The organism is Microcoleus sp. A003_D6 (genome assembly GCF_036702825.1).
Taxonomy (GTDB): Bacteria; Cyanobacteriota; Cyanobacteriia; order Cyanobacteriales; family Microcoleaceae; genus Microcoleus.
In genome coordinates, this window is the sequence record NZ_JAUBWA010000029.1 from 28,148 (window position 1) to 46,026 (window position 17,879).

General features: G+C 45.5%; 14 protein-coding genes. 5 read left to right on the forward strand and 9 right to left on the reverse strand.

What is annotated here, in order from left to right; translation table 11 throughout:
• Window positions 1–54 precede the first annotated feature (54 nt).
• From QUB70_RS10720 to QUB70_RS10735, 4 genes are all read right to left on the reverse strand, one after another.
• Window positions 55–729 carry a nitroreductase family protein gene (locus tag QUB70_RS10720; RefSeq protein ID WP_332980193.1) on the reverse strand — a complete coding sequence of 225 codons (675 nt, stop codon included), beginning with the start codon at window positions 727–729 and terminating at the stop codon, window positions 55–57.
• Window positions 730–871: 142 nt separating this feature from the next.
• Window positions 872–1,855: a GntR family transcriptional regulator gene (locus QUB70_RS10725; RefSeq protein WP_332980194.1), complete on the reverse strand. Its 984-nt coding sequence runs from the start codon at window positions 1,853–1,855 to the stop codon at window positions 872–874.
• A gap of 201 nt (window positions 1,856–2,056) precedes the next feature.
• Window positions 2,057–3,622 carry an adenylate/guanylate cyclase domain-containing protein gene (locus QUB70_RS10730; RefSeq protein WP_442927767.1) on the reverse strand — a complete coding sequence of 522 codons (1,566 nt, stop codon included), beginning with the start codon at window positions 3,620–3,622 and terminating at the stop codon, window positions 2,057–2,059.
• A 182-nt stretch (window positions 3,623–3,804) separates the two neighbouring features.
• The gene (locus tag QUB70_RS10735; RefSeq protein ID WP_332980197.1) at window positions 3,805–5,214 is read right to left on the reverse strand and encodes an aminopeptidase P family protein; all 1,410 of its coding nucleotides are present in this window, start codon (window positions 5,212–5,214) and stop codon (window positions 3,805–3,807) included.
• Window positions 5,215–5,733: 519 nt separating this feature from the next.
• On the opposite strand from QUB70_RS10735, the gene QUB70_RS10740 reads away from it, so the two are divergent.
• Both QUB70_RS10740 and QUB70_RS10745 read left to right on the forward strand, forming a co-directional pair.
• Window positions 5,734–6,174, forward strand: a complete 441-nt coding sequence (locus QUB70_RS10740) for a DUF4332 domain-containing protein (RefSeq protein ID WP_332980198.1) — start codon at window positions 5,734–5,736, stop codon at window positions 6,172–6,174.
• Between the two features lie 28 nt (window positions 6,175–6,202).
• Window positions 6,203–6,706, forward strand: coding sequence for a Spx/MgsR family RNA polymerase-binding regulatory protein (locus QUB70_RS10745; protein ID WP_332980199.1), 504 nt, complete (start codon window positions 6,203–6,205; stop codon window positions 6,704–6,706).
• 2 nt (window positions 6,707–6,708) lie between these two features.
• On the opposite strand, the gene QUB70_RS10750 is transcribed toward QUB70_RS10745, so the two are convergent.
• The 5 genes from QUB70_RS10750 to QUB70_RS10770 all read right to left on the reverse strand — a co-directional run bounded on the left by QUB70_RS10750 (window position 6,709) and on the right by QUB70_RS10770 (window position 13,101).
• The gene (locus QUB70_RS10750) at window positions 6,709–7,137 is read right to left on the reverse strand and encodes a GNAT family N-acetyltransferase (protein WP_332980200.1); all 429 of its coding nucleotides are present in this window, start codon (window positions 7,135–7,137) and stop codon (window positions 6,709–6,711) included.
• On the reverse strand, window positions 7,127–8,734 hold the full coding sequence (locus tag QUB70_RS10755; RefSeq protein WP_332980202.1) for a cyclic peptide export ABC transporter: 1,608 nt from the start codon (window positions 8,732–8,734) through the stop codon (window positions 7,127–7,129). The genes QUB70_RS10750 and QUB70_RS10755 overlap by 11 nt, the downstream gene beginning before the upstream one ends.
• Window positions 8,735–8,867: 133 nt before the next feature.
• Window positions 8,868–9,467: a Uma2 family endonuclease gene (locus QUB70_RS10760; protein WP_332980203.1), complete on the reverse strand. Its 600-nt coding sequence runs from the start codon at window positions 9,465–9,467 to the stop codon at window positions 8,868–8,870.
• Window positions 9,468–9,706: 239 nt separating this feature from the next.
• Window positions 9,707–11,278, reverse strand: coding sequence for an NAD(P)H-quinone oxidoreductase subunit N (locus QUB70_RS10765; protein WP_332980204.1), 1,572 nt, complete (start codon window positions 11,276–11,278; stop codon window positions 9,707–9,709).
• Window positions 11,279–11,691: 413 nt separating this feature from the next.
• Complete coding sequence (locus QUB70_RS10770; protein ID WP_332980205.1) at window positions 11,692–13,101, reverse strand: hypothetical protein; 1,410 nt, start codon at window positions 13,099–13,101, stop codon at window positions 11,692–11,694.
• Between the two features lie 859 nt (window positions 13,102–13,960).
• Here QUB70_RS10770 and topA point away from each other — a divergent pair.
• The 3 genes from topA (at window position 13,961) to QUB70_RS10785 (ending at window position 17,399) form a co-directional block, all read left to right on the forward strand.
• A complete protein-coding gene (gene topA / locus QUB70_RS10775; RefSeq protein ID WP_332980206.1) occupies window positions 13,961–16,684 on the forward strand; it encodes a type I DNA topoisomerase in 2,724 nt (907 codons plus the stop codon).
• A 197-nt stretch (window positions 16,685–16,881) separates the two neighbouring features.
• Entirely contained in the window at window positions 16,882–17,127 is a 246-nt protein-coding gene (locus tag QUB70_RS10780) for a hypothetical protein (protein WP_006634753.1), read from the forward strand.
• On the forward strand, window positions 17,118–17,399 hold the full coding sequence (locus tag QUB70_RS10785; protein WP_332980208.1) for an HNH endonuclease: 282 nt from the start codon (window positions 17,118–17,120) through the stop codon (window positions 17,397–17,399). The genes QUB70_RS10780 and QUB70_RS10785 overlap by 10 nt, the downstream gene beginning before the upstream one ends.
• The last annotated feature ends 480 nt before the right edge of the window (window positions 17,400–17,879 follow it).

Genomic DNA, 17,879 nt, shown 5'->3' on the forward strand with positions numbered 1-17,879 from the left:
GATTCATTCCAAATCTTAACTCTTAAAATTCAAGTTGCAACAAAATCTTAACTCTCAAATCTCAACTTGCAAGGTCTCTCCATAACTTTCGCTGTAATAAACTTGAGTCACGTCAAAACGCCCGCCGTATTGTTTCAAAGGTTCTGCTGCATAACCCAGCGGCAGCAAACAGCAAACATCTACTTCTTCGGGAACTTGAAAGGCTTCTTTCACCTTAGCGCTGACAAAACCTTCCATCGGACAACTGTCTACTCCAAAGCTTTTAGCTGCAATCATTAAGTGGGCTACTGCGAGCATTGTATGCCTGTTTGTCCAAGTTTCTAGGGACTCGAAGCAGGGATGGTACTCGAACAATTGCGGGATTGCTTGCCGCATATAACCGGCTAAATTGTCATTCATTGCGCCTGCGGCTTTGCCCAATTCGATGACGGCTTCGGTGTTTTCGGGCCCGGCGGCGCGCCGATCGCCGCAGCAGATTAATACTACTGGCGCTTCTACCACTTGGCGCTGGTCGAAAGCGCAAGCTTTTAATTTTTCCTTGCTTGCTTGTGTTTGAACTACGATAAACCGCCAAGGCTGCAAGTTGTAACCGGAGGGCGATCGCACTCCCAATCGCAAAATCTCTGCCAATATTGCTGGCGGAATCGGATCTGGTTTGAAGCTGCGCGCGGCCCGCCGGCTTTCGATCGCTGTTTTAACATTAATTGAAGGTTGGATTTCAATTGTCATGGATTATTGGTTATTGGTAATTGGTTATTGGTAATCGAGAATTGATAATTGGTTATTGGAAATTAGAACAACAACTATCAACTGCAAACTGCAAACTGTCAACTGTCAACTGTCAACTGTCAACTGTCAACTGCCCATTGACTTATCCCAAGCCCAACTCGCGCTTGAGCAAATTAATCGACTTAGAGCCGATGTAATTTTCCGAGCATATCAGTTGCGGCGGACGAATAATATCTTCTCTAGCCGCATTGATGGCAGCTTTTACTGTAGCAAAACTCGGTTGGTCGCAGAAAATTGTTCTGGCCGATCGCACGATCGAGTTAATCTTGTAGGCATCTGACAGCAAAGCCGTCATCACCAGCAAATCCTCTCCCCGGAGGCTGTGGATGATGACTTCGGTCGATCGCAGCATTCCCGGGCTCAGGCTGACTAAACCCAAATAACTGTCTTTCGGCAAACCCCCCACTAACTGTATCTCCTGAACGTAGTCGTAGATGTCTACGGGAATGACTCGCACCGAACGCGGTGCCGAAATCGATTCTGCTTCTCCGATAAAATACCGGCTGGTGATCACAGTCCCCGAAGAGATTTGATCGAGAAAAGTACCTAACTCTTCCATCGGCACTAACTGGATGGGGATACGCAGAGCTTGTTCGAGTTCTTTCGCCATCAGCTCGCCCACGCCGATGTCTTCTGTGGGGGCTGTGACGACCACTCGCGCGCTGCACCGAAGCCGCCAGTCAATTTCGGCCAAAAATAATTCCCTAGCTTGGTTGAGCGTACAGCCCTGTCCCAGAAGCTGATCGAGACTTTCTTGCACTATTTTGTTGGCAAGGGGATATTCATCGAGGATCGGGGATTTGAGTTTGCTGCCGCCTTCGTGGCCTTGAGCGCGGACGTAAATGCCCGATCCGGCTTGGGCTTCTACGAGTCCGGTATTTTCGAGCTGTCGGTATACTTTGCTGATGGTGTTGCGGTGCAAACCCGTCTGCATGGCTAGCTGTCTGGTGCTGGGCAAGCGGTGTCCGGGCGGAAATTGTCGCGAGGCGATCGCAAACCTGATTTGATTGAATAGTTGGGTGGATGCTGGAATATCGCTATCTGTTTGAATATGAAATTGAACCATCTTAAGGGCTCCGAGGACTTCAACTTAGTATTTTTATAACGTCGAGTACCGCGCATAGAATTGCTCGGATATCTCTGTCTATAGCATAATCTGATTTGGTTCATCTGCGGAGGCCGTTCTGCCGAGCGAGCGATCGCGCCTTCGATGCGATCGCAGCCTCGGGAATTTCCCTCAACAATCAGGTACTTTCAAGTCTTAGTTTTATTTACTCTCAGATTTTGAGAGCGCTTGCTGTTTTCTACCATTCAGGAAATAAGTCCGCATTTTCCCTTTACCTTTAATCTCGATCTCGCCGCGATCTTCAAATTCATATTTATCCTGCAATAAATCATAAGTATAGTGGCTGACTTGAATTCTGCCTGGTATGCCGTGAGATTCCATGCGGCTAGCTGTATTTACGGCATTTCCCCACAAATCGTAAATAAATTTTTTAGTGCCGATTACCCCCGCTACCACCGGGCCGCTATTAATCCCGATTCGGAGGTCAAACTTCGCGTCTAGCTTCACATTTAATTCGTCAATTGCTGCTAGCATATCCAGCGCCATTTCGGCGATCGCCTCTGCGTGGTCTGGGCGTTCAATGGGAATACCGCCTGCTACCATGTAAGCGTCCCCGATAGTCTTGATTTTTTCTAAGCCGTGCTTCTCAGTCAGTTGGTCAAAAGCTGAGAAAATTTCATTCAGCAAGTACACTAATTTAGTTGCGGACATGGTGGTAGAAATTTGGGTAAAATTCACCAAGTCAGCAAAAAGAATTGTTGCTTTTTCAAACTTATCCGCAATCAGCCCCGGTTGGTACTTCAACCTGTCGGCGATCGGTTCTGGCAAAATATTTAGCAGTAAACTTTCAGTTTTTTTCTGTTCTTTTCTGAGTGCAGATTCCATCTGCTTGCGCTTGGTGATCTCGTGAAAAAACACAGAAATACCGTCGTAACCCGGAAAAGCCCGGACTTCCAACCACACTTTTAAGGGGGGATAATAGTTTTCAAAAGTCACTTCAACTTGTTTGGCTACAGCTTCATAATATTTTTCATAAAATACCGAATTTACTAAGTCGGGAAACTCTTCCCAAATATTTTTACCAAAAAGTTCTTCGGGCGATCGCTGAAAATATTGCGATGCTTTGTAATTGACGTAAGTAAACCGCCACTGGGGGTCTAGAGCCAAAAAACCATCGCTCATTCCTTCTAAAAAATTGACAATTTGCTCGTCACTAGAACGGAGTTTTGCTTCTACTTGTTTCTGTCTGACCTGCGCGCGCTTTAATTTAGTCAGATTAATTCGCAACTCCATTTGGGTGATAATTTGCTTTCCTAAAGTCCGCAGCGCTTCTAGCTGTTCTGGAGTCAGATTGCGAGGAACTGTATCTATCGCGCACAAAGTGCCCAGCGGGAAACCGTCAGCAGTTACTAGCGGCGATCCAGCATAAAATCGAATATTCGGATCGGAAGTTACTAGCGGATTGCCGGCAAAGCGATCGTCTTCTAGAGCATTCGGTACAACTAGCAATTCGTTGGGATTTAAAATAGCGTGAGCGCAAAAAGCTAACTCTCTCGGAGTTTCTAGCGCTTTCAGACCGACTTTTGATTTAAACCATTGCCTGTTAGAATCTATTAAGCTTACTAAAGCAATAGGAGTGCCGCAAATATAAGATGCTAAAGCTGTTAGGTCATCAAAAGCTACTTCGGCCTCTGTGTCGAGAATCTTGTAGCGGTGAAGTGCTTCTAGCCTCTCTGCTTCGTTGCTGGGCAAAGGCGCAGCTTGCATCGGCGGCGGGGATACATCTTTCTGAAAAATGCGCGCAAGTCTCTGTGCTGCGAATTTTTGGACTTGCGCGGCAAGTTTTTCAACTAGCATCAAAAGACCTATTTGCCAACCTTTATTCATATTTCTTTATTTTTTCTCACACTTGATTGAACTGCGGGCGATCGATCTAATTCGATCGATACTTACGTATTTACCGCAATTAACTCCTCAATCTCCAGAGCTTTTGTTGGCAATTTCCCTGTTAATACTTCTCTACCCCATTCGCTTACAAGTATATCATCCTCAATCCTGATTCCCCGCACGTCTGCGAATTTTTTCAACTCGTCCCACTTTACAAAATCTTTATATTTGGTGCGAGTTTCCGAGTTATTTAAGATTGCCGGAACTTGATAAAATCCCGGTTCGATCGATACCAGCATTCCCGATCGCAAAACTCGATTCAGCCGCAAAAATCCCAAGCCAAACCGACTGCTTCTAACTCTCCCTTCTTCATAACCGGCCAAATCTCCAAAATCTTCCATATCGTGAACATCCAAACCGATTAAATGTCCGATTCCGTGGACAAAAAACAGCGCGTGAGCGTCCATTTCTACCAAATCTTCAACATTCCCCTGCAAAATGCCCAAATCAACCAATCCTTCCGCCATAATTCGAGCAGCTAAAAGGTGAATGTCTTGATATTCCACGCCCGGACTAATTTTCTCAATACAAGCATCGTGGGCTGCCAAAACTACATCATAAATCGCTCTTTGAGTCGGAGAAAACTTCCCAGAAACCGGCCAAGTGCGAGTCACATCAGCAGCCCATCCCATTGAAGTTTCCGCACCGACATCTGCTAACAGCAAATCTCCGGTTTGTAGGGGATTGTGATAATGTTCGCTGTGCAGGACTTCCCCATGCACAGTCACGATACTGGGATAGGCATAGGTCATATTTTCCGAGATGATGACACTTTCCATTGCAGCGCGCACCCCTGCTTCAATTCGAGCAGTTCGAGTTGCCGCCATCCCCGCTTTGTGAGCTGCTACGGTGACAGCAGCAGCTTGACGCAATTCGACCAAACCGGCTGCATCGTGGCTCAGGCGCAGAGATACGATCGCCTTGGTTAATTCTAGGTCGATTCCGGTTGGGGATTTGGGCGGTGCCAGAGGGCGATCGAGAATTTGAGACTGTTGCAACTGAGTCCAAGAATCCTGAACGGCGATCGTTGCTGCATTTGTCGTTAGCGGAACCCTCGAAGAGGATCGCGATTTCAATTCGGCCATTGGAAAAGCAGCATCAGCCCCAATTAGTTCAGCAATTTCTGCTCTTTTCGGCATTTCCCCGTGCCAAAGAGTGCTGCTAGGAGGTGCGTCATCTAAGAACAGTTCTAATTTGCCCGATTCTAAGCCAATAGCAGCATTTTCTAAGGGTAAACCAGCAAAATATAGAAAGTGACTGCTGGCGCGAAAAGGGAAAGTAAGAGCCGGATAATTGCGAGGAATACTGCGGCCTGACCAGAGAATTACCGGAAAATCAATTAAACTGGCCAGTTTTTGCCGCCGTTGGTGTAGAGTATTTGTTAACAAGTCATAACCTTTTGTAATTTGCATGGGTAAAAACCGATAATCTTGAGTTTGGTTTGGAGTAAGCCACGAGTCCTTTGATTCTCCGCATTAAAGCACTAAAGTTTTGACTGCCAACTTGGCAGCCATTTTTGGAAAAAGTCTAATTTCGATCTTCTTTTTTCCCATCATTTTTAGGGCGGTCTTTTCGATCGTCTTTGTCGTCATCGCCAGCATGATTTTGTTAAACAGGAACCCTGCCCGAATGGGAGGAAAAAAAGGCTGAAAGTGCTAAGATGTTACGCATTTAAACCACTAACGAGGCCTGTAGGGTGCGTCAGCTAGAACACTTACGCTTACAAGGGAAACGAGAAAGGAGCCGTGGCACCCTACAATACTATTTTAAATGTGTAACAGCTTAGTGGACAGCAAATTAGCAGAAATGTCACAACACCCGCAGCCCAATTTGTTTGTCGGGTTTTTGTTGATTTTGTGACAGAAGCGATCGCCTGTATTGACTGTTTTATATTTTAGACTTTAAAGTATAAGTAAATTCACTGAAAAAACATGAAAATTTCTCACAAATCTCCTCAAACTTCCCTGCAAGTACGCGACTGGCCGATCGCACACTTACCGGGGTTGAGCAAGGAAAACCAATCTCAACTGGTAGAGTGCAGCATCACCACAACCGGACAACTAATTCGCATGACGAAAACACCGGCTGCGAAAGAGTTGCTAGCGCATCAACTACAGATTAACATTCAATCTGTTAATAAATGGGTAGCGATGGCAGATTTGGCTCGAATTCCGAGTGTAGGCTGTCAGTATTGCGGGCTGCTGCTGCACGCCGGCGTTGCTTCTGCGGCTCAATTAGCTCAAATGCCCGTAGAGAGATTGCACCAACAAATCTTAAGGCTGCACGTAGCGACAATGCAGCGCAATGATTTGACTCCTTCGGTCGATCGCGTGCAAAAATGGATTCAACAAGCTAAATTAGTCAGTTGTTAGTTGTCAGTTGTTAGTGGTCAGTTGTTAGTTGTCAGTTGTTATTAGCCAACAGTCAGCAGTCAACAGTCAGCAGCCAACAGTCAACAGTCAACAGTCAACAGTCAACAGTCAACAGTCAACAGTCAACAGTCAACAGTCAACAGTCAACAGTCAACAGTCAACAGGCATTATTATGTCAATTCAAGTTTACGGAATCCCGAACTGCGGAACCTGCAAAAAAGCTTTCCAGTGGCTCAAAGATAGCGACATTAATTACGAGTTCATTAACACAAAAGAACAGCCGCCAACTCGCGAAACAATTCAAAAGTGGGTAGCTGCTTTGGGTTTTCAACCGATGCGAAATACTTCCGGTCAATCTTACCGCGCTTTGGGCGATGACAAGAAAAATTGGACTAGCGAACAGTGGGTGGAGGCTTTTGCAAAGGATGCGATGCTGCTGAAACGTCCTCTTTTCGTTAAAGATGGAACGGCTGTTTTAGTAGGTTTCAAAGAAGATGTAATTCGAGAAAAATTGGGGCTTTCAAGGGGATGAGTTCAGCCTGTTGTTCGCCGCATAAACTTCATTTCCCCCACATCATCTGTGAAACCCCAACGCTCGTAAAACGGCATCATGTTCGGCAAACAATTAAGAGCGAAACTCTCCACGGCTTGCAGTTCGCGATGATTTAACACTGCATCCATCAACACCTTACCCAGTCCACATTTTCTGTGTGTCGGCTTGACAATTACATCAAAAATCATCGCTCTGTATACGAAATCGGTAATGACGCGGGTAAAGCCAATTAGCCGATCGCCCTCATCGACCAAACCAATGATAACATCAGTCGCCGCCAGCATTTTCACAACATCCTCCCGCGTCCGCTTGTCGCTCCAAAACTCGTTTTTGTACAAATCCATCAAGTCGGAAACCTGGCTTTCGGTCAAAGTTTTGACCATCCGGTACTTATCCATTTTATCGGTCATACTCTACTTTACCGTAATCTAGTTTAATTGCGCGATCGGCTAAATCAAAATAGCGATCGTCGTGACTAATCACAAACACCGTTTTTCCCCGTTGCTTCAACTCCGGTAACAACTGCTTGTAAAAAATATCCCGGAAAAATGGGTCTTGATCCGAAGCCCATTCATCAAACAAATAAATCGGTCTATCTTCCAAATACGCCGTCAGCAAAGCCAGCCGCTTTCGCTGTCCCTGAGACAAAGCCGTAGTTGACAAAACTCCGTCTTTCACCTGAACTTTATTATCCAAATGAAACTCTCGCAAATACTCAGCCGCCTGCTTGTCCAAATCGTGGTTAGCCATCCCCAAAAGCCTTTCAAACAGATAAAAATCCGAATAAATCGCAGAAAAATGCTGCCTGTACCACTCTCGATTTTCCTCAGTAATTGGCTGGCCATCTAGGAGAATTTTTCCCGATTCAGGAATGTACAAACCAGTGATTAACTTAGCTAAAGTAGACTTACCGCTGCCATTTCCGCCAATTATAAACACCAATTGACCAGGATGAAACTTCAAATTCAGCTCGCCCAAACTAAAATTGCTGTCTTCTTTTTCTCCCGGATAGCTGTGAATTACTCGATTTAACTCCAGCGTCTCCCACTGAGCCGTGTCAGGCAGTTTAACCGTTGAATTTATCTCAGCTTGACTTGCCAAAGCCAATCCCATTCTCTCTATCTTTTCCACAGAAGTGTTAGCACGAAAAATCGCCGGCAACCTTTGCAAAATATTATTAAACGGAGACATCAAATAGGTACTTGTCAGAATGTAAGCTGACAAAACAGGAGTAGAAACTGGCACAAATTTGGGTAAGGCAAATAACAACAAACCCATCAGCATAAAAAACAGCAACTGGCCAACTCCCATCGCAACTGCACCAGTATTCAAAGCAGTCACGTTATAATCGCGGGAAGCATCAGCACTCACCTGCAATTCCGTAAAAAACTCTTGGCGGCGCAAGGAGTGCAGTTTTAGTTCCTTAATTCCATCAGTAATACTGCGAAAATGCTTAAACAATATATCTTGTTCTTCTCTGGCTAAATCGAAGAATTTCCGCATTTTATTGAGCAACAACTGCACCGTGCCAATCGTCAGCACCATAAAACAAAATACAACAACAAAAACTGTACCCGAAATCGTGCTTAAATAAGTTAAGCAGCCGACAACAACGGCGATATCAACACAGAGAAAAGGAATCAAAAATATAGTATTAGAAAGAGTTCCCACATCATCAGTCAGAGTTGCCAGCAAGCGGTTAGCGCCCAACTCTTCCAAATTCCGCAAAGGAGTAGACAAAATGCCGCGGCTCAAACTCAGACGCAGGTTATAAACCGCTTCTTGAGAAAGGTAGATTAACAAAAATTGGGAGACAAAGCCACTCAAGAGAGCCAAGATTGCTAATCCCGCAAAATACCAGACTAAATTACCATTGGAATTGTCGTTAATTGCACGGTTAATTAGGGAAATTAACATAGCGCTGCAACCGCCGCTGATTAAGCCTGTGAGTATGGCGATGGAAACATTTAACCAAGAAGCTTTTAATAGTAACCAAATTACATTCATGCGATTTTACTTTTTCGATCTTAATAAATGTTCTATCGTTCGGATTTCAGTCCTATCTCATCGGATGCGGACTAAAGTACGAACGATAAAACCAAATTACTGATGCGGACTAAAGTCCTCACTACGAATCAAATTACTGATGCAATTCAGTCTCGTCTGTTTCAAATACTACTTTATTGTAAATCTCGCTCATCGACATTTGCACTCCCATCGCAGCGAAAGAAACTGTTGCCGCTTCTCCCTCATATTCCTGAAACAACCATTGATTCGATTCATTTTTAATATACTGTGCGACTAAGAATTCGGATTGATTGACTAATATATACTCGCGGAATTCAGGAATCGAGCGATAAAACCGAAATTTATCCTCTCTATCGAAATCCTTGGTAGACTTAGAAAGGACTTCCACAATCATGATTGGATTGAGTATCTCGTCGGTGTGTCCTTCCGTAAAAACTGGTTTTCCTTCAATCACCATAATATCCGGGTAAGTTCCCCGCCGGTGTCGAGGAATCCACAGCCGCAAATCGTTGTGAAAAAGCTCAAAAGACTGCCCCTCAAGCAAGTTTCCCAAAACTCTACTTAAATTTCGGATAATCCGGCTGTGATTAATTGTGCCGCCTGCCATCTCTACAATTTTTCCATCGCGGTATTCATTTCTAAACTCAGCATTTTCTTCTAACTGTCGGTACTCATCGGGAGTATAAAACTTTGACTTGGTTTTTACTAACATTTTTACACCTCCACTATATTTTATCCGCGTTAATCTGTGTTAATCTGCTTCAATCTGCGGTTAAAAATCATGACTAATAGTATATCACAATCATCGGCGATTTGAATTTGATTACAGAAGACCGGGCGGTTGAAACCGCGTCTATACAAACTCTCACCTGCCTCAGCAGGTTGAAGATATAAAAAAGCGCCTAATCTTTGACAATTAGGCGCTTTCCAATATTTCAAATCCCACTAAAATCAATCGTTGCGAGACAAGAGATTTGATTCAACTTTCACAGCATAAGTCGGTACAACCTGACTAATTGCCGATTGCAACATGGGAGTTTTGGTAACAGAATCGTTTGCCAAGTTAAACAAAGGATTAGACAAAATTCCAGCCAATGTTGTCGCGACTAAAGTTAGTACGACGCTGACTTGCAAAGGTCGCATTCCCTGAAGGTTCCAGCGAACTTCGGGATAATTCTTCACCGCATCCGACATCTCTTGAGGTTCTTTTACTACCATCATCTTGACGACGCGGATGTAGTAGTAAATCGAAATTACGCTGGTAATTAATCCCAGAATAACTAAGCCGTAAAGTCCAGCTTGCCAGCCGGCCCAGAACAGATAGATTTTGCCGAAAAATCCAGCCAGGGGCGGAATTCCGCCGAGAGAAAGCAGGCAAATACTTAAGGCTAAAGTTAGCAATGGGTCTTTTTGATACAAGCCGGAGTATTCGCTAATTTGGTCGGTTCCTGTCCGCAGCGAGAACAGGATGATGCAGGCGAATGCGCCTAAGTTCATAAACAGGTAAATCAACAGATAAAATATCATGCTGGAATAACCTGCTTCGGTTCCTGCAACCAAACCAATCATGACAAAACCAGCTTGGGCGATCGACGAATAAGCTAAAAGCCGCTTCATGCTAGTCTGGGCGAGGGCAACCACATTGCCCAACACCATGCTGAGAATGGCTAAGGCTGTGAAGACGAAGTGCCACTGTTCGATAAGTGCGGGGAAAGCAGTTGTTAATAAACGGATTGCTAGGGCAAAACCGGCTGCTTTGGAACCGACTGAAAGGAAGGCAACAACGGGTGTCGGCGAACCTTCGTAAACGTCCGGTGTCCATTGGTGGAAGGGAACTGCTGAGATTTTGAAGGCTATGCCGGCGATCGCAAATACCAACGCAATTACTAAACCGAGAGATTGACCGTTATTAACAGTAGAAAGGTTAGCTGCGATCGCACTTAAGGTAGTTTCGCCGCCAGACAAACCGTACAGCAGCGAAAGCCCGTAGAGAAACACCGCCGAAGAAGACGCGCCAATTAACAGATATTTCAAAGCAGCTTCATTGGAACGCGGATCGCGTTTTGTGTAACCCGTCAGCAAATAAGACGAGATACTGAGAGTTTCCAACGAAATAAAAATCATCACCAATTCATCAGCACCGGAAAGGAACATTCCCCCCAAAGTAGCGGTGAGCAAAATGCCGATAAATTCCGCTAAAGCAGTACCAGTTTGCAGTACATAACGGACGGATATCAAAATAGTGACAGCCGCAGTCAAAGCGATAATTCCGCGAAACACTAAACTCAAGGCATCGCTGTTAAAACCGCCTAGAAACGAGATGGTATCCGTGTTATTCCACTGCAAACACAAAGCAGCGACGGCGGCCAGCAAACCCGCAACGGCAACGTAGGGAGTCCAATTAGAGGAACTGCGGCCCACGATTAAATCGCCGACGAGAACCACCAAGAGGGTGACGATGACAATTCCCTCTGGCAAGATAGTTCCAGCATTTAGCTGGGCGGCAAGAGTAGCAAAATCCATATTTTCAGACAAGTTGGGTAATACAAGCCGCAAAGGCTGTAAAGGGCAGCGAATTAGTAAAAATTCTTTACCAAACACAGATTGTAGCGGATTACAGCTTCGCGATTACGCTGAAACCGGGTTTTTTTCCGAAAATACTGCTTTGTAGCCTTTAATACTGATGAAAAACTAAGGTTTGAAGGTATTTATCGGTAATTCCTAAATTACCAACTGATAATCAGGGGCAATCCAGGTCGGAAATCTACCAGTTGCCCCTGGACTTATCCATCAAAACCAAGCTCCACAAAATACTCGGTTCCTATCCGTAACTTTACCTGATTTGTATCAATTACTGCTTGAAGTTCGGGTAACAGATTATTGGCAGCAGGACTGACTAATTCTATCCGCTGCAACGCCGTGTTGTGCCGCTGTCGCTACAAGAATTGTTTAGGATTCCACGGAAATTGAGAACGATACCCAATAATTACATTATCGATCTGAGTAGAGTCCGTATTTTCTTCATATACATGGTAGCCAATATACCCTCGCTGATACCAGTGGATATTTCTTGCTAACAAAGGTTCTGTCGGATCGCCTCTAACTGCCTCTGGAAAAATGCGATCGACCCATTCCTGAGCAATCTCTAGACTCAATTGCTGATTAATTCCTTTTCCATAAATCACGGCTGCATAGGGAGACTCAAGTTCCTTTTCCTGACGAAACAGCAGGAACAAGTCGATATTTGACAACTCACTAATCAACTCCACATATCCCTCTTCCGACCCCAGTGGATGCAGGTAGTGGTAATAGTATGCAAGATGCCAGGATGCAATTCTAATCATTTCAGAGTCATCATAGTTACCCAATTCAATTAACAGCGGTTCAAGGGCTGCAACTTTGCAGGATTCATCTGTCGCAGCAGCAAGAGCAAGCCCTACACGCCCCATATCAATCAGGCGGCGAACCGCACCAGCATCCCGACTAAACCGTTCGTGAGCATCAAACGCTAAGTTGCAAGGGAAGTAGCAGATATAAGGTTCTGGTTCAGGCGAATTCTCTAAAATATCCAACAGCCATTCTTTGGCATCATAACCTTTTTTCGGGATAACGCCCCAGAACGCACCTGCTACCCCCGGACGATCGAGTTCCTTTTTGTAAATTAGCTGCATCATCACGTCAAGTGGTGGTATTCCAACAATCGCTTGTTGGTTGCGCTCATAATTTTTATCAATATACCATTCCCAATATTCATGTCTTTTGACACTCTTACCATAAAAAATACCAATCTGATAAGCAGCACAAGCCCTAATTAGCAGGTCGGCATCATCTAGCATTTCTAACAAATTTTCCCCTACTTCTTGCCAAGTCGAATCATAAGCACCCAAGAAAAGTTGTGCTGCTAATATCGCCTTTTTTGTAGGAATTTCTCGCTCTTCTGAAGCAGCCAATTGGTCTAACCATTCGAGAAATAAGCGGTTGTAAGGTGGTTCTTTTGCCAAGAACCGGAAGCCAGAACAAAAAATCTCAAAGATGTTAGGCTTATTTAGAGTTTGGGCTGCGATCGCTTCACAGATAGACCTCATGCGGGTGTCGATCGCTCTTGGTTGGTAATCGTCACAATTAGATCGTTGCGACTGTTCTATTTCTAGAGCCTGGATTAGCCTGTTAATTGCCCTGTCCCAAATCCGCCTTTCTTTACGATCGAGCAGATTGATAAATGTTTCAAAGATTGTATCCCACTCATTTGAGCTATACGGAAAATTGAGTGAAATGTCTAACAGGTCAATTGGGTCGCTGTGACCTTGGGGTGAGAAAGTTTCTGGGGTGAATAAGCTGTTCGACATTTAAACCACTAACGAGGCCTGTAGGGTGCGTCAGCTAGAACACTTACTAAGCAAGGGAAACAAGATAGGGCTGACGCACCCTACAATACTATTTTAAATGCGTAACAGCTTACCTGTTCTCGAACCGCTTTAAGACTTTGCTGAGAGTTCTCTTTTTGAACCATAAGCTGTTCGACATTTAAACCGCTAACGAGGCCTGTAGGGTGCGTCAGCTAGAACACTTACTAAGCAAGGGAAACAAGATAGGGCTGACGCACCCTACAATACTATTTTAAATGCGTAACAGCTTAGCACTCAAAAGTATTTTTAAGATGCTTGTAGGCTAACACAACCTTATTCTGATGTCGCTTCTGTCGATCGCTTAGAGCAACTGGTCGATCGATTCATTCCTCACGCAACCGTCACAATTTCTATTGTGGTTTCAGTCGCGATCGGCGGACGAATTATTGATGATACTATTTTCCTTAAGGCGATGCAGTCAGCGATTTAGATTGGATGGAGGCGATCGACAAATTTTAAATTGCTCCCTCAATCGATCGCTCCAACCCTCCCCAAACCTCAAATTACAACCAGATTGAGGAACCATCCGCCTGCATCCAGCAGTCTCAACATCCAGTTACCGCCAGTTCTGCTAAAGTCAGGTGACATCCCGTGCATCTTGTAGAGACGCGATTCTCCGCCTCTGCCCCGAAAGCAGTAAAATCCCATCAGCTTGTCACCGGAGACCCGATCGGCAATAACTTAAAAATTAAGGTAGTTTGAAAATAATCGCCCAAAGTTGAAAGAAACCTTGACATCTGACCTAAACTCTCTAACTTAGACCCTCTAGCTGCGCCGCCATCCATATATAAAAGATGCCATGTCAACCTTAGTCATCGTCGAATCTCCCACAAAAGCCCGTACCATCCGCAACTTCCTGCCCTCCACCTACCGTGTAGAGGCATCGATGGGCCATGTGCGCGACCTCCCATCCTCCGCCGAAGAAATACCAGAAGCCGTTAAAGGAGAAAAATGGGCGCAACTCGGCGTCAACGTGGAGGCAGACTTTGAACCCCTCTACGTCATCCCGAAAGATAAAAAGAAAATTGTCAAAGAACTCAAAGACGCCCTCAAAGACGCAACAGAACTGATTCTAGCCACTGACGAAGACCGCGAAGGCGAAAGCATTTCCTGGCATTTGCTGCAAATCCTCAAACCCAAAGTTCCCATCAAGCGGATGGTGTTTCACGAAATCACCCGCGAAGCTATCCGCGACGCCTTAACTCACTGCCGCGATATCGACAATCGAGTTGTACAGGCCCAAGAAACTCGCCGAATTCTCGATCGACTCGTCGGATACACCCTCTCTCCGCTACTGTGGAAAAAAATCGCCTGGGGTTTGTCCGCCGGTAGAGTGCAGTCAGTCGCCGTGCGCCTTTTGGTGCGCCGGGAACGGGAACGCCGCGCCTTCCGCCAAGGCAGTTACTGGGATTTAAAAGCCCTTTTGGAAAAGGGCAAGATTTCCTTTGACGCCAAACTCGTGACTGTCGGCAATGTGAAAGTTGCAAACGGCAGCGATTTTGATGAAAATACCGGGCAAATTATCGCAGGCCGCCGCGTACTTTTGCTGAACGAACAACAGGCGCGGGCTTTACTGGAACGCATTCAAAACAAACCTTGGACTGTCAGCAATCTCGAAGAACGGCCAGTCACCCGCAAACCTTCGCCGCCGTTTACGACCTCGACTTTGCAGCAGGAAGCTAACCGCAAGCTGAGGCTGGGTGCGCGGGAAACTATGCGCATCGCCCAAAGTCTCTACGAACGCGGTTTTATCACCTATATGCGGACGGATTCGGTGCATTTGTCCGAACAGGCGATCGCAGCGGCGCGCAGTTGCGTGCAAGAACTTTACGGCAGCGAATACCTCAGCCCCCAACCCCGCAAATACACCACGAAAAGCAAAGGCGCCCAGGAAGCCCACGAAGCTATCCGCCCCGCCGGCAGCACTTTTCGGACTCCGCAGCAAACGGGATTGGATGGGATTGATTTCCGCCTCTACGATTTGATTTGGAAGCGGACTGTGGCTTCTCAAATGGCGGATTCGCGCCAAACTCACGTCACGGTATTAACTCAGGTAGAAGATGCCGGTTTCCGTTCCAGCGGCAAACGCATTGATTTTCCGGGCTTTTTGCGGGCCTACGTGGAAGGTTCCGACGATCCAAATGCGGCGTTGGAAGACCAAGAGGTGATTTTGCCGGCGCTGAAGGTGGGGGATAAACCTAATTGTAAAGATTTAGAGGCAGTTGGCCACGAAACTCAACCTCCCGCCCGCTACACGGAAGCTTCTCTGGTAAAAATGCTGGAAAGCGAAGGCGTGGGCCGTCCGAGTACCTATGCGAGTATTATCGGTACAATTGTCGATCGGGGATACGCGAAATTAATAGCTAACGCCCTAATTCCGACATTCACCGCTTTCGCCGTCACGACTTTATTGGAAACACATTTCCCCGATTTAGTAGACACGGGTTTTACTTCCCGCATGGAACAAACCCTCGATGAAATTGCCACTGGCGAGGCTAAATGGCTGCCGTATTTGCAAAAGTTTTATACAGGGGAAACCGGACTCGCAACCCAAGTTAAGGAACAGGAAAATCAAATCGACGCGAAAGTGGCGCGAACAGTGGTATTGGAGAATATCACGGCCAAAGTTTGCATCGGTAAATACGGCGCTTACCTCGAATCTGAAAACGAAGAAGGCCCGGTGAAAGCGTCGATTCCCCAGGATTTGACTCCGGCAGATTTAGATCCGGAAAAAGTGGAGTTTCTGTTAAAGCAAAAGACGGAAGGCCCGGAAAAATTGGGACTCCACCCGGACACTGGGGAACCGATTTATGTGCTGATTGGCAGTTACGGCCCTTACGTTCAGTTGGGGGATGTTTCGGAAACGAACAAGAAACCGAAGCGGGCTTCTTTACCGAAGGGGACTGATAAGGATAGCGTGACGCTGGATATGGCGGTGAGTTTGTTGACTTTACCCCGGTTGTTGGGCTCTCACCCGGAGACGGGGGCTAAGGTGCAAGCTAATTTGGGGATGTACGGGCCTTATGTTGTTCACGACCAAGGTAAGGTTGGTAAGGATTATCGATCGATCAAACCGCCGGATGATGTTTTGACGATCGAGCTCGATCGGGCTTTAGAGTTATTATCGCAACCGAAAGCCGCCCGCGGCAGCAGCAAAACAGCCACACCGTTGAAGGAATTGGGCGCACATCCAGAATCGGGAGAATTGATCAATGTTTACGACGGCCGCTACGGCCCCTACGTGAAACACGGCGATATCAATGCTTCTTTGGCTAAGGATGAATCTGTGGAGAATTTCACCTTGCAAAAAGCACTGGATTTGTTAGCAGCGAAGGAGGCAGCGGGGGGCGGTAAATCTAGTAGCAAGTCGAAGAAGTCTACTAAGACTGCGGCGAAGTCGGAGACTGCAACTGAGAAGACTGCGGCGAAGAAAACCACTGCTAAGAAGACGACAACTGCGGCGAAGAAAACCACTACTAAGAAGGCTGCGACTGCGACAACAGCCAAGAAAACAACTAAGTAAAATTAGTTGAGTTTACGCACTGTACGGTCAGAAATCGGGTTTTTTGCAATAATTTGTTTTAGCAGACAGATTCGGTAAAAAACCCGGTTTCTGCGATCGGGCCGTGCATAACTAGGTCGGTTATTTCTCAAGTAATCCTTTCGTTCTCATGATATAATCAAAACTATCCATGTAGTAATTGGAGTAATTGAATCACCATGATAGCTGAACTTATGGTACAACCTTCCTACTGGATCGATCGGGAAATTTCGATTCAGAAAGTCAGAAATCTTTACTTATTCAAATTTACGGAAAACCTGCAAGCCAGATTAGAAGAATTAGCCGAGAGAAAAAAGGCTAATCTTTTAACTTCAGAAGAGGTTGTAGAATTAGCAAGCTTACTAGAACTAGATCGGATTTTTACCTTAATTAACGCTAAAGTTATAGCAGCCTCATGTCCGTAAACCGCGCTACTAGAAATTTAGTAAGAAATAGAGCTAATTTTCTTTGTGAATATTGCCATTCAGCGGAAGAAAGTAGCTCTACTCTATTTACGATAGATCATATTTTACCTCGATCGATTGGTGGTAGCGATGAACTTGAAAACTTAGCTTTAGCTTGTCATCGCTGTAATAATAATCGCTATAATTTTGTCACTGGTACTGACCCAGAAACAGAACAAGAAGTAACTTTGTTTAACCCCCGTCAACAGCAATGGTCTGAGCATTTTAACTAATCTGCGGATGGTTTAGAAATAATGGGTATTACTCCAACAGGTAGGGGAACCTGCGATCGATTAGACCTTAACGATCTATATCATAATGAAGGAGCGATTATCAGAGCTCGTCGTTTATGGATTAGGGCAGGGTGGCATCCTCCCTCTGGCGATCCTCGCCAAAATTCATAATATTGATAAGAACAGTTGATTTTAATCATATGCAAGACGTTCGCCTTGAGAAAATATTGAAGATCTAGTTTTCACTCATCCAGAAACCCGGTGTGCACGGGGGGAATCGCCCCAAGTGCGATCGGGTTTCTTTGTTGTTACAATACTGGATAAATTTAGGTTTGTAGTCAGGACTTCAGTCCTTAAAATTGGGTTTGAGTATAGAATGGCATAAGGTCTATTGAATGCAATTAAGATATAGACGGTGGCCCGGAACGATAGACTCGAATCATTAGAGGTTATCTCAGGTGTTGAGTCCGCATTATGGAG